This window comes from Tractidigestivibacter sp. (assembly GCF_050946515.1).
In the GTDB taxonomy this organism is placed as follows: Bacteria; Actinomycetota; Coriobacteriia; order Coriobacteriales; family Atopobiaceae; genus Tractidigestivibacter.
On record NZ_JBMNUX010000019.1, the window covers coordinates 1 to 17302 of the forward strand.

Below are 17302 nucleotides of genomic sequence, written 5' to 3' on the forward strand. Positions count from 1 at the left end.
ACTGGTACTACACAGGCATCAACCAGAGGGCAGCCTAGATGAGAAGGACTACGATAGGGACACCATCAGGCATGGGCTTTCGCTAGCCAACGCTCGTTCGTGTCGAAGGATCTCAGCCAGTTCACTCGGTCGTTGCGATGTCCATCAGCTCGATGTTCTTGTGCAGCTTCGGCATCGTCGGCGTCGTTATGCTTGGCGACATCGCGACGCAATGCGGAACCGATACCACCCAGGCGGCATTCTTCTTCACGTTCTTTGCGCTTGCGCAGATCATCATGGCCGCAAACATCGGCGCCGTCATCGCAAGGATTGGAACGCGTGGCACGATCATCCTCGGCGACGTCCTGAATATCGTTGCCTACGTGCTGATGGCTACGACAAGCAATATCTACGTCGTGTGGGTCTGCGGCTTCATCGGCGGCCTTGCGATGCTCTTCGGCTGCGGAATCGTGCTGCAGATCTTCATCACGCAATGGTTTACGGGCAACACCGGCAAGCTCGTCACGTTCTCGGCGATTCCTCAGCTCATCGGCACCGCGGTGTTCTCGCCCATCCTTGCTACGCTCAATGCCAACTTTGGCTACTCGGTGGCGCTGGGGGGCAGCGCCATCGTCCTGAGCGGGCTCGCGCTGATCATCAACGCGATATTCGCCATCAAGGCCCCTGCTGACTACGGGACCACGCCCATCGTCTTGGAGGGCAAGTCCCCTGAGAGCGCCTCTGACGGTGCCGCCCAGCAGTCCGCCTCCCAGTTTGAGCTGGCCATGCCCAACAGCCAGATCGTCAAGATTCCGAGCCTGTGGCTCGCGCTGCTCGTCCCTCTGACGCTGACCTTTGTCCTCACGATGGTCACGAGCAACGCCTCGCTTATCTACCAGTCGATGGGCAACACCGCCATCGACGCGGCGTTCGGCGTCTCTGCTGGTTCCATTGCTGGCGCTGTCATCGTCCCAGTCTTCGGTAGCCTGAGCGACTCCATCGGTCCCAAGAAGACCATCACCCTCATGGCTGCCGTTGGCTGCGTCGACTGCCTGTGCTTCTGCATAGGGCTCTTCGCGGGCTTCGTTGGCATGATCGTCTTCGCGGTGCTCTTCCAGGTGTGCAACATCGGCTCCTATTTCAGCAGCATCGTTATGCCGAAGCTCTTTGGCACGAGCAAGGCCCCTACGCTCATTGGCTGGGGCACCACGGCCTCGTCGCTCGGCGGCATGTTCGCCGCTCCTGTTGCCTCCGCGCTCGCGGCGGCCTCTGCGGGAAGCTACGTCCCGATTGTGCTTGCGTGCGCGGTGTGCTTCGCGCTGACCATCGTGATCGTGAACGCGCTCTTGTCCGACAAGGTCGCTGCTGACATCCGCGAGCGCGACAAGCGCTACGTTGCTGAGCATCCCGGGGCTGCAGCCAGCGCAAAATAGCGCGAGCCCATGCGTGTATAAGCCCTTCTCGGCGCCGCCCCCATCTTTCGGGGCGGCGCCCTGCTTCATGGGTCTCGCGCGGCTCTCTTTGCCCTATTGATCGTGCTGCCTCTCGCAAAAGTAAGAGATTTCATTTGAAAGCACGAGGTTGGCGCTTGTCGTGTCGTCTTCGAGGTCGACGCCGAAGAGCTCAGAGATGCGCTCGAGCCGATAGCGCACGGTGTTCCGGTGCACAAAGAGGATTTCGGCTGTGCGGTTGATGTCCTTTGAGTAGCGCAGATAAGTGGCCAGGGTGGCTCCGTACTCGGTGTCGTGCTGGCGGTCGTAGTCTTTGATCTGCGTCCAGACGGGCAGCACGTAGTCGCGCAGCCTCGTGTGGTGCGAGACGTCCTCGAGGAAGTCGTAGATGAGGTAGTTTCTGTAGTCGTAGAGGGCGTCGCCCGGCTTGAGCCTCACGCCGTAGCTCATCGCGTGCTCGGCCTGGCGGTAGGCAAGCTTGAGCCCCTCGACGCTGTCGAAGGAGAGCGAAACGGCGGCATGCCAGCCCTTCTTCTCGGTGCTTTCCGTGGCCGTCTCTATGACCTGCCTTATCTCTTCCATCTCGGATTCGTGCTTGAGAACTATGACCACCCTTGTCCCCCGGAGGAAGTTGAAGGTGCCGGGAAGCGCCAGACGGACGATGGATTGAATTTTGGTGAGATAGAGGTAGGGATGGTCGAGCGTGGGGTTGGCGACAACGATGACGTGGCTGTCCGTGCCCACACGGGAGCCCATCGCTCGCTCTATGTCAAAGAGCAGCGAAGGGTCGTCCTCGCTGCTGTCGAGAAGGCGGTTCACGAGGGAGAAGGTGACCTCGCGCTCGTCGCTTGGCTGGAGCTTTTTCTGCAGGGTCCCGAGCACCTCGCAGGCGTAGGCAATCAGCGGGAGGTCCTCCTCTGAGAGCGGACGCTCCTTCTCAAGCGCCCCAAACAGATACAGCGGCACGTTGTCGACCTTCACGAAGAACGAAGCCCACGAGAGGTGGAACGTGTCATCGCCCATTTCAACGAGGATTGGGTAGTGATAGCTCGACGTGAGGTCCGAGAAGGTCTCGGTGTAGACGCTCTTTGCGAGGGGCGGGTGGGTGCCGCTTGTCCTCGACACCTTCACCATCATCTGCTCCCAGTAGTCCTTGTCGCTGAAGTCTATGCCGTCCATGTGCGTGTCATAGAGCGCAACGGCGCAGTCCAGGGCCTTGGCCACAACGAGCAGGGCATCGTGGGGACGCCCGTTGGCAAGAATCACGTCGAGAAGGCGCGGGGCGACCTTAGCAGCGCGTGCCATGCCGCGGATGCAGGCCTCGGCGGACGTTCTGAGCGCGTCCTCGTCCGCGTCTCCGGGGACGAGGATTGCGTTTGCCATGCTTCCGAGATGCGTGTCGAAGTCGAGCGGGTCGTCGCAGACGATGAGGAAGTTTGCTGGCTTGTGAAGCGCCGCGGGATAGTGGGAAAGCTCGCTCGCGCGTGCGAGATACAGGATGCCAGCAACTGGCTCGCGCGTGGGGTCGCTTAGGCGGCGCAGCTCATGGACGTCTTGCTGGTCTCGATTGTTCATGCGCAGCGTTGCCCCAAAGTCCCCGAGATGCGCCGAAATCATTACCAAACCAAGACTGACGATGTCCCTCATGGTCACGACCTGCCTGTTGTCAAATCGAACAAATTAGGCTGAGCGATTTTCGCGTACATACAGAGGTAACTGCGAAAACTCAACGTATTCTAATTATTAATCCATACAAGCGTTTCCGCAAGAACTCTCGGAATCCAAGCCCGTAACGGCTTGAGCACAGTAGAAATCGGAATCGTGAAAGGGGAGGAAAAGCCATGAGCATCTTTCATCAGCAACCCAAGGAGCTAGACTTTCGAGACAACAAGTGGGGTCATCCGGAGGCGCGATTTGCATACCTCCCGGCGTTCGACCCCTCGCAGCCTGACCCATACGGCTACTACGAGGATGACTCGATGACCTATGAGGAGAAGCTTGCCGCCGAGAAGGTCCTTGCCGACCAGGTGAACGTCTTTGGCATCCCCGACGACCTTGACGTGAGCCTTACCGAATACGATGTCCCCGGCTGCCCCGAGGAGCCTGACACGCCCTGCAAGGCGCGCGTCTATACGCCTGCCGGATTGAAGGGAAAGCGCAACCCCGTGCTCTTTGAGATCCCGGGCGGCGGCATGTACTCTGTGTGCATCAATGACCCCGACTGCGCGCGTTGGGCCGTGAAGTTCGGGTGCATTGTCGTGGTACCGATTTACCGCACAGCGCTGCAGGGGAAGTACCCCGCCTCGGTGAACGACTGCCACGCGGTCTACGCTTGGGTGTCCGACCATGCCGACGAGCTCAAAGCCGACCCCGACAACGTCGTGCTTCACGGCTCGTCCACGGGAGGCCAGCTCTCGGCGTCGCTTCCGTTCCGCATCATGCGCTACGGGTTCAGCCCAAGGGGCGTCGTTTCTGTGCTGCCGGTGCTCGACGTGCGTTGCGCCACCGAGTCCGAGCACATGTTCCCAGGCCTCTCCAACGAGATCGAGGAGCACAAGAGCGCCGTGCGCTGGATGCCCGAAGGCTTTAACCCCGCCCTCGTGCTGCCAGAGGCCTATGCGAACCACGCGAGCGTCGACGACTGCATTGGCTATCCTCCGCTGTTCATGCACACCACCGAGTTCGATACTTGCCGCGACCCGGCAATCCAGTTTGTGCAGAAGGTCGAGAAGGCGCGCTCCTTCGCAGAGTTCCACCTCTGGGGCGGTCTGTCCCACTGCAACAAGAACTTCTCCGGCGAGCCCTGCCCGCCCCTTGACGAGATGAACGAAACGATTGACCGCAACATTGCCACGTGCTTCAGGTGCGACCTGCGTCGCCCCTGGGTGTATTCCGACGAGAAGTAGGTCCTGCGCCATGCGAGCATGCCGAGCAGGTTGCTAACAATGTTCAGCGGCTTGGAGCCGCATCAAGAAAGGAGCCAGCATGGCTGACTACGAAGTCATAAGGAACGAGAAGGTAACGCTCGTCGATCCTCCTAGCGATACGAAGAAGACGTTCATCCCTTCTCCGCCCTCGATGGTTGAGGTCAAGGTCAATCCTCGCCCGGTCGAGATCGTGCTGGGAAGCCCCGTTCCCGACGAGGCCGCCCTGGGCGCCTGGGCCGTCGAGAACAAGGTGGTTGTGGCGCTGCCCGCGGCCTCTGACAACGATGCGCTGGTCGATGTCGTGAAGTACCTGCAGTCCAGCAAGAAATCCTTGAACATCACCGACGAGATCCGCGTTGGCGCTGTTGCCGGCAGCGAGGAGGCGGCCTCCGCGTTCGTCTCGTACTACTCCGACGAGTACGGCGAGGACCTTGAGGACGCCGGCGCCTTCGAGGCGTAAGCATCCGCCGCGTATTGGGACATTTGCCCGGCGACCAGCGCTCTGGTCGTCGGGCCTCTTTTTGCGATGGCATTTCTCGATGAGAGCGTCTCAGCCGCAACAAGATCCGCCCCGCACGCTAGATTGTGCGGGGCGGATCTGCGTTCGTGGGGTAGTTGCTTTCGAGGTGCTACTCCTGCTTCTCGAGCCAGGCGTAGGTGTTGTCGATGGCTTCGCCTACCGTTGGGCTCTTGGCAATGACGTCGAACTCGATGTCGTCGTCGAGGTCGAGGTTCTCGCCGCCCAGGACGCAGATCGAGACGCATTTGAGCGACGCGACCCCTAGCTCGGCAAAGGTTGTCTCGCGCGTGATCTCGGAGGGATCCTTCTCGTAAGTGTCGGCGACAGCATTGATGATCGCGTCGGTGACCTCTTCCTTGGTTGCCATTGTTGGCTCCTCTCGTTTATTGGTTGGCTGTTTTTTGCCTGCCGCTACTGCTCCACGGTCCAGGGGCGGCGCAGGTCATAGGTGAGGCAGTCAGAGATTGCGCCAAAGACCTCCGCGTAGAAGCGCTCTGAGAGGCTGCCCTCGCTGGAGTTGAAGAGCGTGGCGTGACCGGCTCCGCCCCAGATGTGCAGCGTCGTGAAGACGTTTGCCTGCAGGCACTTGCTTGCGAACTCGATGGCAGGGTCGCGGTCTTGGTCGGATTCTCCGGCGTTCACGAACATCGGGCAGAGGCCGCGGCACTCATCGACGGTCGCGTGGTTGGCGAAGGCCTCCGGGCCCAGATAGTCGAGGCCAACGTTCTCGGCGCCCACATAGGCGGTGTACATGGCATGCGCCAGGCGCGCGTCAGAGCTCGACTTCACAAGCCGGCTTGACGGGTAGCTGCCGCGGTCGTCGATCATGGGGTCGCAGAGCACGCAGCCGCGCGGAGTGATGCCGTAGCGCTTCAGGCGGAAGGCGAGCGACGCAGCGAGCTGCGCGCCAGTGGAAAGGCCAAAGACCACGCAGCGGTCGGCGTCGACGCCAAGCATGTCGGCGTTGTCGATCATCCACTGGTAGGCGGCGTGGCACTCGTTGATCTGCAGGGGGTAGCTGCCGTCGAGCAGCGTCGAGTACTTCGGCGAGACGACGACGGCGTCAAACTTCTTGCCCCAGCGCAGAAGCTGCGGGTACAGGCGCGGGTCCTGCATGAAGAAGCAGCCGCCCATGATGAAGAAGATGACCGGGCGATGCTTCTTTTTCTTGTCGGGGATCACGGCGTAGACGTGGTGCGTCTGGTTCGGGTCCTCGGGCGAGCCGGGGCACTCGAACTCCTCGAGGTGGCCAAAGCCCTGGCCCTCCTCCATGAAGTCGGTGCCCTTGAAGGGGTCATAGCCAAACTGGGCCATGAGCTGGGCGGACTGGTCGGTCAGCTTCTTCAGGCGCTTGCGGCGCTTCTCGACGTCGGCTTTGGGGTCAAGGCACATGTTGACGGCGTCGGCATTGCCCGCGCCCCAGAGGTTGACGAGCTCAGGATGGCTCCAGCGCGCGTCGTCACGGTTGTTGAGGTCGTTAGTGTGGTACTGCTCGACAGTTGGCTTCTTGAGTGACATCGGTGATGAGCGCCTCCTTACTCCTTGACGGGGACCTTGAGCTTCTTCTCGAGGGTTGCGTTGGATTCGTCCTGCGGGCGGGCATGGACGTAGCCGCGCTCAAGGTCGTCGATGATCCAGCCGAGCATCTTCACGCAGCTGGGGATGACCTTCTTCTGGTAGAACTTCGCGGGTCCCATGTCCGGCTCGATGGCGAGGACCTCCTGCTCGCAGATTGGGCCGGCGTCTACCCCGTCCGCGCACCAGAACCAAGTGGCGCCGGTGTAGGGCTCGTTCAGATGGAAGGCCCAGTTGATGGCGTCGTTGCCACGATGGCGCGGGAGCAGCGACGGGTGGAAGATCAGCGTGCCGTACTTGGGCATGTCGATTTCCTCCTGGCTGAGGAACTTGCGCAGGAGCGGCGCCACGGCGACGTCGGCGTCCTCGCGCTTGTCGACGACCTCCACGTCCTCGCGCTTGTTGAGGTAGCGCAGCACCTTGTGGACCATGACCTCGTCAGTCGGGCCATATACGTAAACCTTGAATGCCATGTTCTTCTCCCTAGCCTCTACTGTTCGTCCTCATAGACCCACGGGCGCCGCAGGTCGTACTTGATCAGGTTGTCGAGGTTCCAGTTGACGACCTCGTTCAGGTGGTCGATCACGTCCATGGGCTGGCCGGTGTAGTTGACGGCCACATGGTTGATGCCGCCCCACTCGTGGATCTCGCAGAAGGACTGCGCCTGCAGGACCTTGTTGGCAAAGAGCAGGGCACCGTCGCGCTCGGTGTCGAACTCGGCCACATGGAAGTAGATGGGCGGATAGCCGATGCAGTCGTCGACGGTTGCCTGGTTGGCGAAGGCCTCGGGGGAGAGCACGGAGTAGGCGAGGTTCCTGTCGCCCAGATAGCGGCGGAACATCTTGTGGGCCTCGCGATAGTTGGACATGCCGGGGGTCATGCGGGAGCTCATCGTGATGCCGCGGTCGTCGCACATGGGCATGACGGCGACTATGCCGCGCGGGCTGTAGCCAAGCGGCATGATGCGGAACGGCAGGCAAGTGGCGAGATGCGCCCCGGAGGAGAGCCCCATGATGACCACGCGGTCAGGGTCGATGCCCAGCGTCTCGGCGTTGTCGACCATCCAGGCGTAGGAAGCATGGACGTCGTTCAGGGCGGCAGGGTACTGGCCCTGCAGCGCGGTGCGGTAGAGCGGCTGGACGGTCACGCAATGGTGGCGCATCGCGTAGTCGGCGCACTCGGCGTCGCTACGCACGCACACGTACATGCCGCCGCCGGGGATGTTGAAGATGACCGGGGCCTTCTTTGAGGTCACGTCGTTCGGGCGGATGACGACGCACTGGGCAGGGGTGTCGGGCTCCTCGGGGCAGCCAGGGACGTCGTAGACGCTCACCTTGACGGGGACGTCGTCACCGAGCTGCGGGGTGGGCATAGATGCGAGGAACTGGCGCTCATGCTCGCGCTTCTCCTCCATCGACATGTTGGGGTCGTCGTAGTAGCCGAAGACGTCGTCTTCCATTTCCTTGTTCCAGTTGGGGACGTCCTCGGGGTGCGCCCACTTGGGGTCACGGCAGTCGATGACGCGGGGCTTCTGCTTGAAGATGCTCATCTTTGCTCCTTTGCAACTCTTCTCGTGCCTTCTCCGCTTGGGTGAAAGCCTTTTCTACGCTGCTGCTTGGAGTTTAGGGAGGGCATGGGGCTGCGCGATAGGTACCGAAGAACAGAGCTTTGCGGGCAAATTGTTCAATCTGACAGAGTCGACGGACGGGAGGCATGTGCGGGCGCGGCCGCCAGATATTTCGCATATAGTAGCGACGAAATGAGGTCGGATTGAGGGATGGAGCAATGGGCGACCCGCGCAAGATTGGAAAAAATGACAAGGCTCGCGTACTGTGCTTTGGCGACTCGCTAACGTGGGGGTATGTGCCTGCGGGGATGGGCAGGCGCTGGCCGTGGGGCGTGCGGTGGACGTCGCTTGTCTCCGAGGCCGTTGGGTGCCAGGTGATTGAGGAGGGGCTGCCCGGTCGAACAACCTGCGTGCGCGATCCGCTGATGCCGTTTGGTGCCGCCATCGACTACGTTGACGCCTGCGTGCTGAGCCAGCTGCCGCTTGATCTGATCATCACGATGCTTGGGTCGAACGACCTCAAGGACTCCTACCATCGCAGCGCTGAGGACATCGCCGCGTCCGTCATGGAGGTCGTGGCGCACGAGAGGAGGCTTGCCCCTGACGCGAAGATGCTGGTGGTGAGCCCGCCCGCGCTGGGCGACTTCGATACGGTTGACGACCCGGCCTTCGTCTCGGCCTTGAGCGACGCGAGCGTGCGCGAGTCAAAGCGGATTGCGGGATGCCTGCAGCCGCTTTGCGAGGCTTCTGGGTGCGCCTTCTTTGACGCCGCGACGGTTGCTCACGGAGCGCAGCCTGACGCGATGCACCTCGACCAGGAGGGCAACCGGCGGCTGGCCGACGCGCTCGTGCCCATAGTGCGCGCGCTATTGCGCTAGGCGCCGCGCGCCTTTGTGTTGATTTCGGCTGCCTCGCCTGACGTTTTCCGATGGGTCGGAATTGGCGCTTGGGACCCAAGCTGGCGATCTGTCTGGCTCTGAAAGACTTGCGATAGGGTGCCGAAAGATGGTGGGGAGTTTCCCGCGAGGTCCCTCTGCTAGCCTTGTCCTCCACATGGGGGAGGGGCGGCATGGGCATCTACCTGGGGCACGAATCGGCACTTCGCTATTGGCTGACAAAGAGAGGGGACGAGTGCGTCCCGGACCGCCTGCCGCTTGCCAATATTGCTGATGGCACCGCAAGCCTTAGGGACCTCGAGGCGGCCCCTTTGCCTTTCGATTTTTCAGAGCGCCGTCCGCTGAGCGTCTTGGTTGCGTGCCAGGCTCGGCTTCGAAAATCGAGCGAGGTGTCCGCTCGCGTGCTGAAGGCGCGGCTGCCAATGGGGTCGTTTTGCGAGCTGGCAGGCTCGACTGCTGTGGCGTCGCCGGAGCTGACCTATCTGCTCATGGCTCAGGACTCAAGCGTGGTTGACGCCGCGATAATTGGTAGCTATCTGTGCAGTGGGTTCTCGATTGGCGAAGACGGGCGGGGATATGTGGGGTCAAGAGAACCCCTGGTGACTCCCAAGGAGATTTCGAACTACCTAGATAAGGTGCCCGGAGCTTATGGCATCAAGACGGCCCGACGGGCGTTGAAGTACGTGGTGCCAAATACCGCTTCGCCAATGGAGGTGCTGTTGGCTCTCTCGTGTTCGTTGCCGCCGCTTCTAGGGGGAAGGTCGATGCCGCCCGTCATTGCAAACCAGAGGATCGCCGTGCCAGATGAGCTTCTGAAGCTTGCAGGCACGGACAGCCTGTACGGGGATTTGTTCTTTGCCAAGGTCAAGGGCGACCTTGAGTACGACAGCAATGAGTACCATACGGGCAAGTTTCGTAGCGACCATACGTTTGCCAGGAGAAACGTTATCGAAGCCGCTGGGGTTAAGGTGGTGTCGGCAACCTGGGGACAGATGCGAACGTTTGAAATGTTCAATACGTTTTGGTGGCTTGTAGAGAGAAACTTTGGTCTGAGGCACCATTCGTTCAATGAGAGGCAGAGGGCTGCCCAGGAAGAGCTCTATCTCCGGTTCACAGACAAAGAGTTTCGCCTTTTTTGATGATTCTGCAATCGTGAGGGGTTGTTGGCAGGCAAATTGCCGGCGGTTCCGGAAGCCCCTGCAGAAAATCTTCGGTTGTAGGTCTTTTATTGCAGGTGGGCTTAGTATCACCTTGAAGGTAGCATTTATCTACCTGCGGATTTATAAAAAGTTACCCTCTTCGTACTCGAGGGGTGTCAGTAAAAAGACCTACAACCGAAGATTTTCTGCAGCGGGTGGGAGGGAAGGTCGCTCTGAAGGTTCGGAGCAGGCGAGATGGAAGCGAAAAGCGCGAGCAAGCGCTCAAGATAGAGTGCGAAGCGGGCCCGATAAGCCGGGTTCTGTCGTTGGACGACCATTTATCTACTGACGCCGTCGCCGGCGCCCTCTAGCGCGCAACCCGAGCGCAGTGCGGGCCACACCATGGCGCTCCTATTTGCGTTTGCTCCGGAAGGGGCTTACCAAGCCGCCGTGTTGCCACGACGCTGGTGGTCTCTTACACCACCGTTTCAGCTTTTCTCTCACCCGCCAAGGCGGGCAGCGGGAGTCTTCTTTTCTGCGGCGCTTTCCGTCGGGTCACCCCGCCTGGCCGTTAGCCAGCTTCCTGCCCTATGGAGCCCGGACTTTCCTCATGCTCCGGACAAGCCGGAGCCCGCGGTCGCCTGGGCCCGCTTCGCGAGGGAAGATTCTACCACGCCGCAACCGTCTGCACGAAGCGGCTACAATTGCCACATTGGCAGACGGGAGGACGCATGGACCAAAGCCGGCAGGGTTACAAGACGCTAGCGGCAGGCATCGAAGCGGTGGGAGAGTTCGAGGATCGTCGGAGCCGCTTCATCGCCCAGCTTGCCCACGTCGAAAGCGAACGCGAGGCGGAAGAGTTCATTGAAAAGGTCCGCGCCCGCCATCACGACGCGCGCCATAACGTGCCGGCTTGGATTCTGTCAGACGGTCGCGAGCGCTGCTCGGATGACGGGGAGCCCAGTCGCACGGCGGGCATGCCAACCTTGGACGTTCTGCGCGGCGCAGGTCTTGCTGACGTCTGCTGCGTGGTCACGCGCTACTTTGGCGGAACGCTTCTTGGTCCGGGAGGTCTCGTTCGCGCCTACACGGCTGCAACGCAAGCAGCGGTGGCAGATGCAGAAGACAATGGCAACGTGGTAGAGATGATGCTGGTCACTCCCGTCGTTTGCCAGATTCCATATTCCGCGTTCGACCGCGTCCAGCACATGGTCGCCCAGGCGGGAGGCCACGTGCGCGACACCGTCTTTGCCGAGGACGTCCAGCTAACCTGCTCGTTCAAGGCAGGCGAAGAGGAGGCCTTCGTCTCGGCGCTCACCGAGTTCGCCAATGGCGAGAACCTTTGCAAGGTGGGGGAGCCTCGCTTCGGTCAGTTCTAGCGTGCTGGGAACCAAACAAAAGAGAGGGGCGCGGCTGGACCAGCCGCGCCCCTCTTGCCATACATAAAAAAGTGATACTAGAACTTGAGCCCCAGCCCCTTGAGGTGCTGCTCAAGCCCGGCTGCGCCCTCAAAGTAGTACCCCTTCATACCGGCAACCTCGGCACCGCGCACGTTGTCGGGGTTGTCGTCCACAAAGACGCAGGTCGCGGGGTCAAGCGCATAGCGCTCGCACAGCGTCTGGTAGATTCTGGGGTCGGGCTTCATGATGTGCTCGAAGGCCGAGACAACCCACCCGTCCATGTACTTGAAGCAGGGGATGTAATCCTTCTCGCGCCAGAACCTGAAGCCTGCGTTGGAGAGCACGTAGCAGCCGTAGCCGGCCTCGTGCAGGCGACGCACAAGCTCGTTTGTCTCTGCAATCACCGGCTTGTGCTCGTGCCAGTGCAGCAGGCACTCGTGGAGGTTGGGCCACAGTCGCTCGGGCAGGCGCACGGCGGCCATGCGCTCCATGGTCTGCTCGCTGATCACGCCGGCGTCCAGCAGCGGCCATGAGGGGTTCGAGAAGAACGCCTGGTTGAGCGCCTGCGCGTCCTGCTCGTTGTCGGTGAAGTTGCGTGCCAAGATCATGCCGTCAAACACCATGAGCACCCCGCCCATGTCGAAGACGACATTTCCTACCTGCGGCTTGCTGAACTCGGACATGCGGTCTCCCTTCGCTGCCACGCTCTAGTCGCGCCTGTTGATGCCAAGGCCGGCCGCGATGCCGTCCCAGGGCTCTACGTCCACGACAGGTCCCTCGTCCCAGTCGCGCAGCACCTCGGCGGGCACGAACTCGCGGCGCACGACGACCTCGCCGCCATAGACGCGGAACCAGTCGGCGCTCATGTAGAGGTAGCCGTCCTTGCAGGCGTCCTTGCCCCAGCTGTTCTCCACGCGCCAGGCGACGGGCTTGCCGTCGCCGTCGAGCTCGACGCCCTGGAAGGTCATCGCGTGGGTGAGGGAGGTCTCGCGCACCTCGAGCATGTCCTCGCGGCTCATCTTGAGCCCGACGCCAAAGAGGCCCTCAAGGTCGACGCCGTCGGTGGCAAGCACGCCCGGGAAGTCGTCGATGTGGCGCGGGTACTCCTGCATGACGTCGCAGCTCATCGAGACGGGCACGCCCGCCTTCAGGCTGGCGACGGCTGCCGCCTCAAGCACGTCCTGGGGCTCGTTCAGGAACTTGTTGGGCCGGCCGCCCTTCACGGAGTCGGTCACCTTCACGTGGTAGCTGGTGCCAAAGACGCGGTTGCCTCCGGGCATGTACACCAGGTCGACGTAGTTGGCGGGGTCAAAAGGCACGTAGCGCTCCGCGAACTCGCGCGGGGTGATGCCGGCATCGCGCAAGAGCATCGCAGGCTTCTTGTCGTCGTCCTTCTTGTCGCCCTCCTTGGCGTCGTCAGCACCCTCCTCGGGCAGGATTGGGGTCAGCTTTGAGGCGTCTACCTTGGCGTTCTTGCCCACCTTGACCTCAAGGTCAAACGTCGCGGGGGGCTCGCCCAGGCACACGGACAAAAGCTGGTAGACGTCGGCCATCGCCTTGTCCTTGATTGCGCGCAGCTTGTCCTTGCTCTCTCCGGCGGCCGCCGCGTGGCGGATCTGGCACGCGGCGCGACGCGTCAGGCGCTCAAGCTGGGCGTCCATCTCGGAGGAGTTCTTGCTGCAGGCGGTCTCGGGCATCACGTCCTTGGGCACCAGGCCCCACTTAGAGATCAGGTTCATGGCAAAGCACCAGTACCCGCCGTCGCCCACGCCGTAGTCGAGGACCTCTAACAGCTCGCGGTCGTCCTCAGGGCGGTCGGCAAGCGCTATCACGTTCTCAAGCATGGAGTTTGCCTTCTCCAGCTTGTCATAGAACATGCCGAAGGCCTGCGAGAACTCAAAGTTGTCGACGTCCAGCAGCTTGATCGTTGCCGCGCGCGCCACGTTGAACGACGAGAACATCCAGCAGCGACCGGACTGGCGCTGGTTGGTGACGTTGCCGGTGTGCGCGAGCATGACGCCATAGGTGTCGTGGTAGGTGCGCATGCGCGAGACGTCGCGGGCGGCAGCCATCACGTTCATGCTGGTCACGGCATTGCGCGCAACGCGATTGGCGCGGTCTGCCGAGAAGGACTTGCCCTTCTCGGCGGCCCAGCTGGGATCAATTGTCGTATTGTCGCTCATCAAAACTCTCCCGATTCCCTTTCGTTGTTCCTTTGGTGTCGCCGCAAGGCCGCGTGCCGCGAGGCCGCGTTCCTACCCGCGAACGCGTGCCAGCGTGCCCATGGGGTCCCACGGGGCCAGAACCTTGGGCTCCTCGGTCTCGTAGGCGCGGCGCTCATCGTCGGTCAGGTACTTCTTGTCAACAACCACCTGGTAGACGTACTCGTCAAACCATGCGTCGGTCAGCGTGTCGAAGCCCTTGCGGCCATGGTCCTCGCCCCAGGAGTTCTCGACCTTCCAGAGCGCCGGCTTGCCGTCGTCGTCAAAGCGCACGCCCTCGAAGACCATCGCGTGGGTCATGACGCTCTCGCCGTAGTCCAGGCGCTCCGCCTTGTTCATGCTGCCCTCGATGGGGAAGCCAAAAAGCCCGTCCACGTCCAGCGCGGCGGTGTCCATGATGCCCTCTTCGTGCAGGTACGACTGGTCGACATCGCAGCCAAACCACACGGGCAGGCCGTCCTTCAGCTGCGCCACGGCCACGCGCTTGAGCTCGTCGGGCGGAAGGTTGAGGTAGCGCACGCCGCCGTCCTCCACCACGTTGCCAAGGCGGCTCACGGTGTAAGTGTGACCGAAGGGCTTGTCGGCGGTCGGCGCGCTGATCAGCGAGACGTAGTCGTCGAGTCTCATCCCCACCGCGACGTCGAAGAACTCCTGGGGAGTGTAGGTGCCGGAGAGCACGACCTTGCCGTCCTTGTCGCGCAGGCGCACGGGGAACTTCGCGGGCGGCTCGCCCAGGCAGGTGACTAGCAGGTGGTACACGTCGCCCATCATTTCCTTTTTCATCTCGCGAAGGTCCTCGAGCGAGGAGCCCGCCTCGTGCGTCTCGCGCAGGCGCTTGGCGGCGCCGCGCAGGTAGCGCGTGAGGTAGCTGTCCATCCCGCTGGTGTTGCGCGAGCAGGCGGTCTCGGGCATGGCCTCCTTGGGGACCACGCCGTACTTCTTCACGAGGCTGCGGAACATGTCCCACTGGCCGCCGTCGCCGACGGGGTCGGCGAGCAAAAAGGCCATCAGGCGGCCGTCGAGCGGCTCGTCCAGGGTGTCGAGGATGTTCTCGAGCAGCCAGTTGCTCTTCTCGACCTTGTCCCAGAACAGCGGGTAGGCCTGCGAGAGCTCGAAGGTCTTGAGGTTGTACTTCTTGATGGTGCGGAAGCGCATGGTGTTCAGGCTCGCGAACATCCAGCAGCGGCCGGAGTGCTCTTGGTTGCAGCGCTCGCCGTTATCGAGGTCGATATCAAAAGTCATAGCGTTTGCGGCGACGCCCTCGGGCACGCGCGCGGCCTTGCGGATTCCGTTTGCGCTCACGGCGTTCTTTGCGACGACGTTTGCGCGCTCGGAGAAGAAGTCCTCGCGCGCCGCGGCGATGTCGTCGGCGGTGACGCTTTTCATCTCGTCCATGGTCAATCCTCCTTGCCTCGGAGCGGACAGTCATACGCATTTGAGCATATCACGGGGCGCGTGGCCAGCCCGTGATAGAATCGCGCCAGCAAGAAGAGCAGGGGAGAAGAGCATGAACACCATCTCGGAGCAGCGCCTTGTTGGCCGGCTTCCCAAGTCTGCCTGGACCGTCATCTCGACGCTTGAGGCCGCGGGCTACGAGGCCTGGGCGGTTGGCGGCTGGGTTCGCGACGGGCTGCTTGGCCATGACGGGCATGACGTGGACGTGACCACCTCTGCGCCGTGGCAGAAGACCGAGAGCGTGCTGCGCGCCGCGGGCATCGAGGTCCACGAGACGGGCGCAAAGCACGGCACGGTGACTGCCGTCGTGGACGGCGACCCCATCGAGACCACCACCTATCGCGTGGAGGGATCCTATTCCGACATGCGCCACCCCGACGAGGTCCGCTTCGTGACCGACGTGCGAGAAGACCTTGCGCGCCGCGACTTTACGGTTAACGCCATGGCCTGGCACCCCGAGCGCGGGCTTCTCGATCCCTTTGGCGGCCGGCGCGACCTTGAGCAGGGCGTCATTCGCGCGGTCGGCAACCCCACGGAGCGCTTTGGCGAGGACGCGCTGCGGATTCTGCGAGCGGTGCGCTTTGCGTGCAGGATGTGCTTTGCGATCGAGCCCGCCACGCAGCAGGCGCTCGTGGCGTGCGCGCCAGAGCTTGACCTGATTGCCCGAGAGCGCGTGGGGCAGGAGATGGATGGAATCCTGAAGTCCGGGCACGCCGCATGGGCGCTGCGGTCGGAGTTCGACGTGCTGGCGCGCGCGGTACCCGAGCTGGCGCCCCTACGGGGATTCGACCAGCGAAACCCGCATCACGAGTTTGACCTGTTGGAGCATACGGCTCGGACCTGCGAGGGCGTCGAGGAGTTCACGGGCGGCTGCGCGGCGCAGGCGCTTCGGTGGGCGGCGCTCTTCCACGACGTCGAGAAGCCCAGCTGCGCGACCGAAGGCGAGGACGGCGCTTGGCACTACCTGGGCCATCCCACCGAGAGCGCAAAGACGGCGCGCCGCGTAATGGAACGGCTGGCTATTCCGAAGGGCGAGTGCGCGCGTGCGTCCGCGCTGATAACGCTCCATGACCGCGAGCTCTCGGCGTCTCCGCGCTCGGTGCGCAGGCTTCTTGCCGCCATCGAGCGGCTGTGCCCGGGGGAGGCGCCTCAGCTGGCGTTCGAGCTGCTCGACCTCATGCGTGCCGACCTGCTTGCCAAGGGGGTCCCAGAGGCGGAGCGCCTTGCGCAGGTTGATGCGTTTGAGCTGGCTCTTCGGGCGGAGCTCGCACAGGGCGCGACGTTTCGCGTGAAGGACCTTGCCGTGAGCGGCTGCGACGTGATGCGCGAGGCGGGCGTCAAGCCAGGCCCCGCCGTGGGGGAGGCGCTGCGGGGGCTTCTCGACGACGTGGTCGCAGGGAAGGTGCCTAACGAGAAGGGTGCCCTTCTTGCTCGGCTGCGCGAAAGGTCGTGAGGGAAGGCGGATGGCCGCAAGTTGTGAAGAAGCGGCCATGGGAAAAAATCCCAAAATGACGCTTGCATCCAGCGGCGGTTTCCCGTATAGTCTTTTCTCGCGCCAAGGCGCACAGGACAGACATTAATTGGGATGTCGTCTAGCGGTAGGACAGCGGATTCTGGTTCCGTCAACGGGAGTTCGATTCTCTCCATCCCAGCCACGTCCTGCCCAACTGAATATGGCCCGTTCGTCTAGCGGCCTAGGACGCCGCCCTCTCAAGGCGGAGATCAGCAGTTCGAATCTGCTACGGGCTACCAAGAAACCGCAGGTCATCGGCTAAGCCGGTGACCTGAATTCGTATCTAGGGCAAGCGTGCGCCAGCCAACTTTGCCGGGCTGCGATGGCGTGTGCTAGCGGACGAGGGGTTGGTGCCCACGCCACGAAAGCCCACGCCGCTGATCACCTGCGCGCCCACGCAAACCAGCGCGTGCGTCTTGATGCCGGCGTCCTTGTTGCGGTGCTCGCGCTCTGTGCCAATCACGACGCCGACGATCGTCGCCGCCAAAAGCCGCAAGAAGACGGCCTCGCCGCTCCAGCCCTTTGCGGTTTCGAGAAGCCCGACTAGCGCGTTCCCAAGCATCAAGCACCCCTGGTTTCATCAAATCTTTAAGAGAGAGACAAACAACCCATACTAGGGAACTGCTTGGCTTTTTCAGCGAGAAGGGCGAGCGTGTCT

Annotated in this window: 16 protein-coding genes, 2 tRNA genes and 1 other RNA gene; 9 read left to right on the forward strand and 10 right to left on the reverse strand. The window is 62.3% G+C overall.

The annotated features are described in order from the left end of the window. Positions 1-137 precede the first annotated feature (137 nt). Positions 138-1412, forward strand: coding sequence for an MFS transporter (locus ACOYJL_RS09660; RefSeq protein ID WP_433570023.1), 1275 nt, complete (start codon positions 138-140; stop codon positions 1410-1412). Positions 1413-1505: 93 nt separating this feature from the next. On the opposite strand, the gene ACOYJL_RS09665 is transcribed toward ACOYJL_RS09660, so the two are convergent. Further along, complete coding sequence (locus tag ACOYJL_RS09665) at positions 1506-3077, reverse strand: PucR family transcriptional regulator (protein WP_433570024.1); 1572 nt, start codon at positions 3075-3077, stop codon at positions 1506-1508. A 194-nt stretch (positions 3078-3271) separates the two neighbouring features. Between ACOYJL_RS09665 and ACOYJL_RS09670 the strand changes: the two genes are divergently transcribed. Continuing rightward, positions 3272-4336, forward strand: a complete 1065-nt coding sequence (locus tag ACOYJL_RS09670) for an alpha/beta hydrolase (protein WP_433570025.1) — start codon at positions 3272-3274, stop codon at positions 4334-4336. 79 nt (positions 4337-4415) lie between these two features. Further along, complete coding sequence (locus ACOYJL_RS09675) at positions 4416-4817, forward strand: hypothetical protein (RefSeq protein ID WP_433570026.1); 402 nt, start codon at positions 4416-4418, stop codon at positions 4815-4817. A 169-nt stretch (positions 4818-4986) separates the two neighbouring features. On the opposite strand, the gene ACOYJL_RS09680 is transcribed toward ACOYJL_RS09675, so the two are convergent. From ACOYJL_RS09680 to ACOYJL_RS09695, 4 genes are read right to left on the reverse strand one after another with little or no spacing between them, the layout of a single operon-like run. Further along, positions 4987-5244: a hypothetical protein gene (locus ACOYJL_RS09680; protein ID WP_433570027.1), complete on the reverse strand. Its 258-nt coding sequence runs from the start codon at positions 5242-5244 to the stop codon at positions 4987-4989. A gap of 44 nt (positions 5245-5288) precedes the next feature. After that, the gene (locus ACOYJL_RS09685; protein WP_433570028.1) at positions 5289-6395 is read right to left on the reverse strand and encodes an alpha/beta hydrolase; all 1107 of its coding nucleotides are present in this window, start codon (positions 6393-6395) and stop codon (positions 5289-5291) included. A 17-nt stretch (positions 6396-6412) separates the two neighbouring features. Beyond that, complete coding sequence (locus ACOYJL_RS09690; RefSeq protein ID WP_433570029.1) at positions 6413-6925, reverse strand: formyltransferase family protein; 513 nt, start codon at positions 6923-6925, stop codon at positions 6413-6415. Positions 6926-6942: 17 nt separating this feature from the next. Next, complete coding sequence (locus ACOYJL_RS09695; RefSeq protein WP_433570030.1) at positions 6943-8001, reverse strand: alpha/beta hydrolase; 1059 nt, start codon at positions 7999-8001, stop codon at positions 6943-6945. 236 nt (positions 8002-8237) lie between these two features. Between ACOYJL_RS09695 and ACOYJL_RS09700 the strand changes: the two genes are divergently transcribed. Both ACOYJL_RS09700 and ACOYJL_RS09705 read left to right on the forward strand, forming a co-directional pair. Further along, complete coding sequence (locus tag ACOYJL_RS09700; protein ID WP_433570031.1) at positions 8238-8897, forward strand: GDSL-type esterase/lipase family protein; 660 nt, start codon at positions 8238-8240, stop codon at positions 8895-8897. 191 nt (positions 8898-9088) lie between these two features. After that, a complete protein-coding gene (locus ACOYJL_RS09705) occupies positions 9089-10054 on the forward strand; it encodes a hypothetical protein (RefSeq protein ID WP_433570032.1) in 966 nt (321 codons plus the stop codon). A gap of 293 nt (positions 10055-10347) precedes the next feature. Here the strand turns inward: ACOYJL_RS09705 and rnpB are convergent. After that, an RNA gene (rnpB, locus tag ACOYJL_RS09710) (RNase P RNA component class A) lies at positions 10348-10707 on the reverse strand. 78 nt (positions 10708-10785) lie between these two features. On the opposite strand from rnpB, the gene ACOYJL_RS09715 reads away from it, so the two are divergent. After that, positions 10786-11433 carry an IMPACT family protein gene (locus ACOYJL_RS09715; protein WP_433570033.1) on the forward strand — a complete coding sequence of 216 codons (648 nt, stop codon included), beginning with the start codon at positions 10786-10788 and terminating at the stop codon, positions 11431-11433. Between the two features lie 77 nt (positions 11434-11510). Here the strand turns inward: ACOYJL_RS09715 and ACOYJL_RS09720 are convergent, their stop codons facing one another. The 3 genes from ACOYJL_RS09720 to ACOYJL_RS09730 all read right to left on the reverse strand — a co-directional run bounded on the left by ACOYJL_RS09720 (position 11511) and on the right by ACOYJL_RS09730 (position 15071). After that, positions 11511-12137 carry an HAD family hydrolase gene (locus ACOYJL_RS09720; RefSeq protein ID WP_433570034.1) on the reverse strand — a complete coding sequence of 209 codons (627 nt, stop codon included), beginning with the start codon at positions 12135-12137 and terminating at the stop codon, positions 11511-11513. A 24-nt stretch (positions 12138-12161) separates the two neighbouring features. After that, a complete protein-coding gene (locus ACOYJL_RS09725; RefSeq protein WP_433570035.1) occupies positions 12162-13637 on the reverse strand; it encodes an aminopeptidase C in 1476 nt (491 codons plus the stop codon). 72 nt (positions 13638-13709) lie between these two features. Then, positions 13710-15071 (reverse strand): aminopeptidase C, encoded by a 1362-nt coding sequence (locus ACOYJL_RS09730; RefSeq protein ID WP_433570036.1) that lies wholly within the window; start codon positions 15069-15071, stop codon positions 13710-13712. 112 nt (positions 15072-15183) lie between these two features. On the opposite strand from ACOYJL_RS09730, the gene ACOYJL_RS09735 reads away from it, so the two are divergent. The 3 genes from ACOYJL_RS09735 to ACOYJL_RS09745 all read left to right on the forward strand — a co-directional run bounded on the left by ACOYJL_RS09735 (position 15184) and on the right by ACOYJL_RS09745 (position 16883). Further along, entirely contained in the window at positions 15184-16584 is a 1401-nt protein-coding gene (locus ACOYJL_RS09735; RefSeq protein WP_433570037.1) for a CCA tRNA nucleotidyltransferase, read from the forward strand. A 128-nt stretch (positions 16585-16712) separates the two neighbouring features. Further along, a tRNA-Gln gene (locus tag ACOYJL_RS09740) sits at positions 16713-16786 on the forward strand. A gap of 20 nt (positions 16787-16806) precedes the next feature. After that, positions 16807-16883: transfer RNA gene (locus tag ACOYJL_RS09745), tRNA-Glu, on the forward strand. A gap of 44 nt (positions 16884-16927) precedes the next feature. Here ACOYJL_RS09745 and ACOYJL_RS09750 read toward each other — a convergent pair. After that, positions 16928-17206: an MgtC/SapB family protein gene (locus tag ACOYJL_RS09750; protein WP_433570038.1), complete on the reverse strand. Its 279-nt coding sequence runs from the start codon at positions 17204-17206 to the stop codon at positions 16928-16930. Positions 17207-17302 lie beyond the last annotated feature (96 nt).

What these genes read in the sequence shown, in the direction of transcription:
- ACOYJL_RS09750 (WP_433570038.1), bottom strand. Translation starts at nt 17,206, where the DNA reads ATGCTTGGGAACGCGCTAGTCGGGCTTCTCGAAACCGCAAAGGGCTGG.
- ACOYJL_RS09680 (WP_433570027.1), bottom strand. Translation starts at nt 5,244, where the DNA reads ATGGCAACCAAGGAAGAGGTCACCGACGCGATCATCAATGCTGTCGCC.
- ACOYJL_RS09700 (WP_433570031.1), top strand. Translation starts at nt 8,238, where the DNA reads ATGGGCGACCCGCGCAAGATTGGAAAAAATGACAAGGCTCGCGTACTG.
- ACOYJL_RS09720 (WP_433570034.1), bottom strand. Translation starts at nt 12,137, where the DNA reads ATGTCCGAGTTCAGCAAGCCGCAGGTAGGAAATGTCGTCTTCGACATG.
- ACOYJL_RS09725 (WP_433570035.1), bottom strand. Translation starts at nt 13,637, where the DNA reads ATGAGCGACAATACGACAATTGATCCCAGCTGGGCCGCCGAGAAGGGC.
- ACOYJL_RS09665 (WP_433570024.1), bottom strand. Translation starts at nt 3,077, where the DNA reads ATGAGGGACATCGTCAGTCTTGGTTTGGTAATGATTTCGGCGCATCTC.
- ACOYJL_RS09690 (WP_433570029.1), bottom strand. Translation starts at nt 6,925, where the DNA reads ATGGCATTCAAGGTTTACGTATATGGCCCGACTGACGAGGTCATGGTC.
- ACOYJL_RS09730 (WP_433570036.1), bottom strand. Translation starts at nt 15,071, where the DNA reads ATGGACGAGATGAAAAGCGTCACCGCCGACGACATCGCCGCGGCGCGC.
- ACOYJL_RS09660 (WP_433570023.1), top strand. Translation starts at nt 138, where the DNA reads ATGTCCATCAGCTCGATGTTCTTGTGCAGCTTCGGCATCGTCGGCGTC.
- ACOYJL_RS09675 (WP_433570026.1), top strand. Translation starts at nt 4,416, where the DNA reads ATGGCTGACTACGAAGTCATAAGGAACGAGAAGGTAACGCTCGTCGAT.
- ACOYJL_RS09705 (WP_433570032.1), top strand. Translation starts at nt 9,089, where the DNA reads ATGGGCATCTACCTGGGGCACGAATCGGCACTTCGCTATTGGCTGACA.
- ACOYJL_RS09670 (WP_433570025.1), top strand. Translation starts at nt 3,272, where the DNA reads ATGAGCATCTTTCATCAGCAACCCAAGGAGCTAGACTTTCGAGACAAC.
- ACOYJL_RS09695 (WP_433570030.1), bottom strand. Translation starts at nt 8,001, where the DNA reads ATGAGCATCTTCAAGCAGAAGCCCCGCGTCATCGACTGCCGTGACCCC.
- ACOYJL_RS09685 (WP_433570028.1), bottom strand. Translation starts at nt 6,395, where the DNA reads ATGTCACTCAAGAAGCCAACTGTCGAGCAGTACCACACTAACGACCTC.
- ACOYJL_RS09715 (WP_433570033.1), top strand. Translation starts at nt 10,786, where the DNA reads ATGGACCAAAGCCGGCAGGGTTACAAGACGCTAGCGGCAGGCATCGAA.
- ACOYJL_RS09735 (WP_433570037.1), top strand. Translation starts at nt 15,184, where the DNA reads ATGAACACCATCTCGGAGCAGCGCCTTGTTGGCCGGCTTCCCAAGTCT.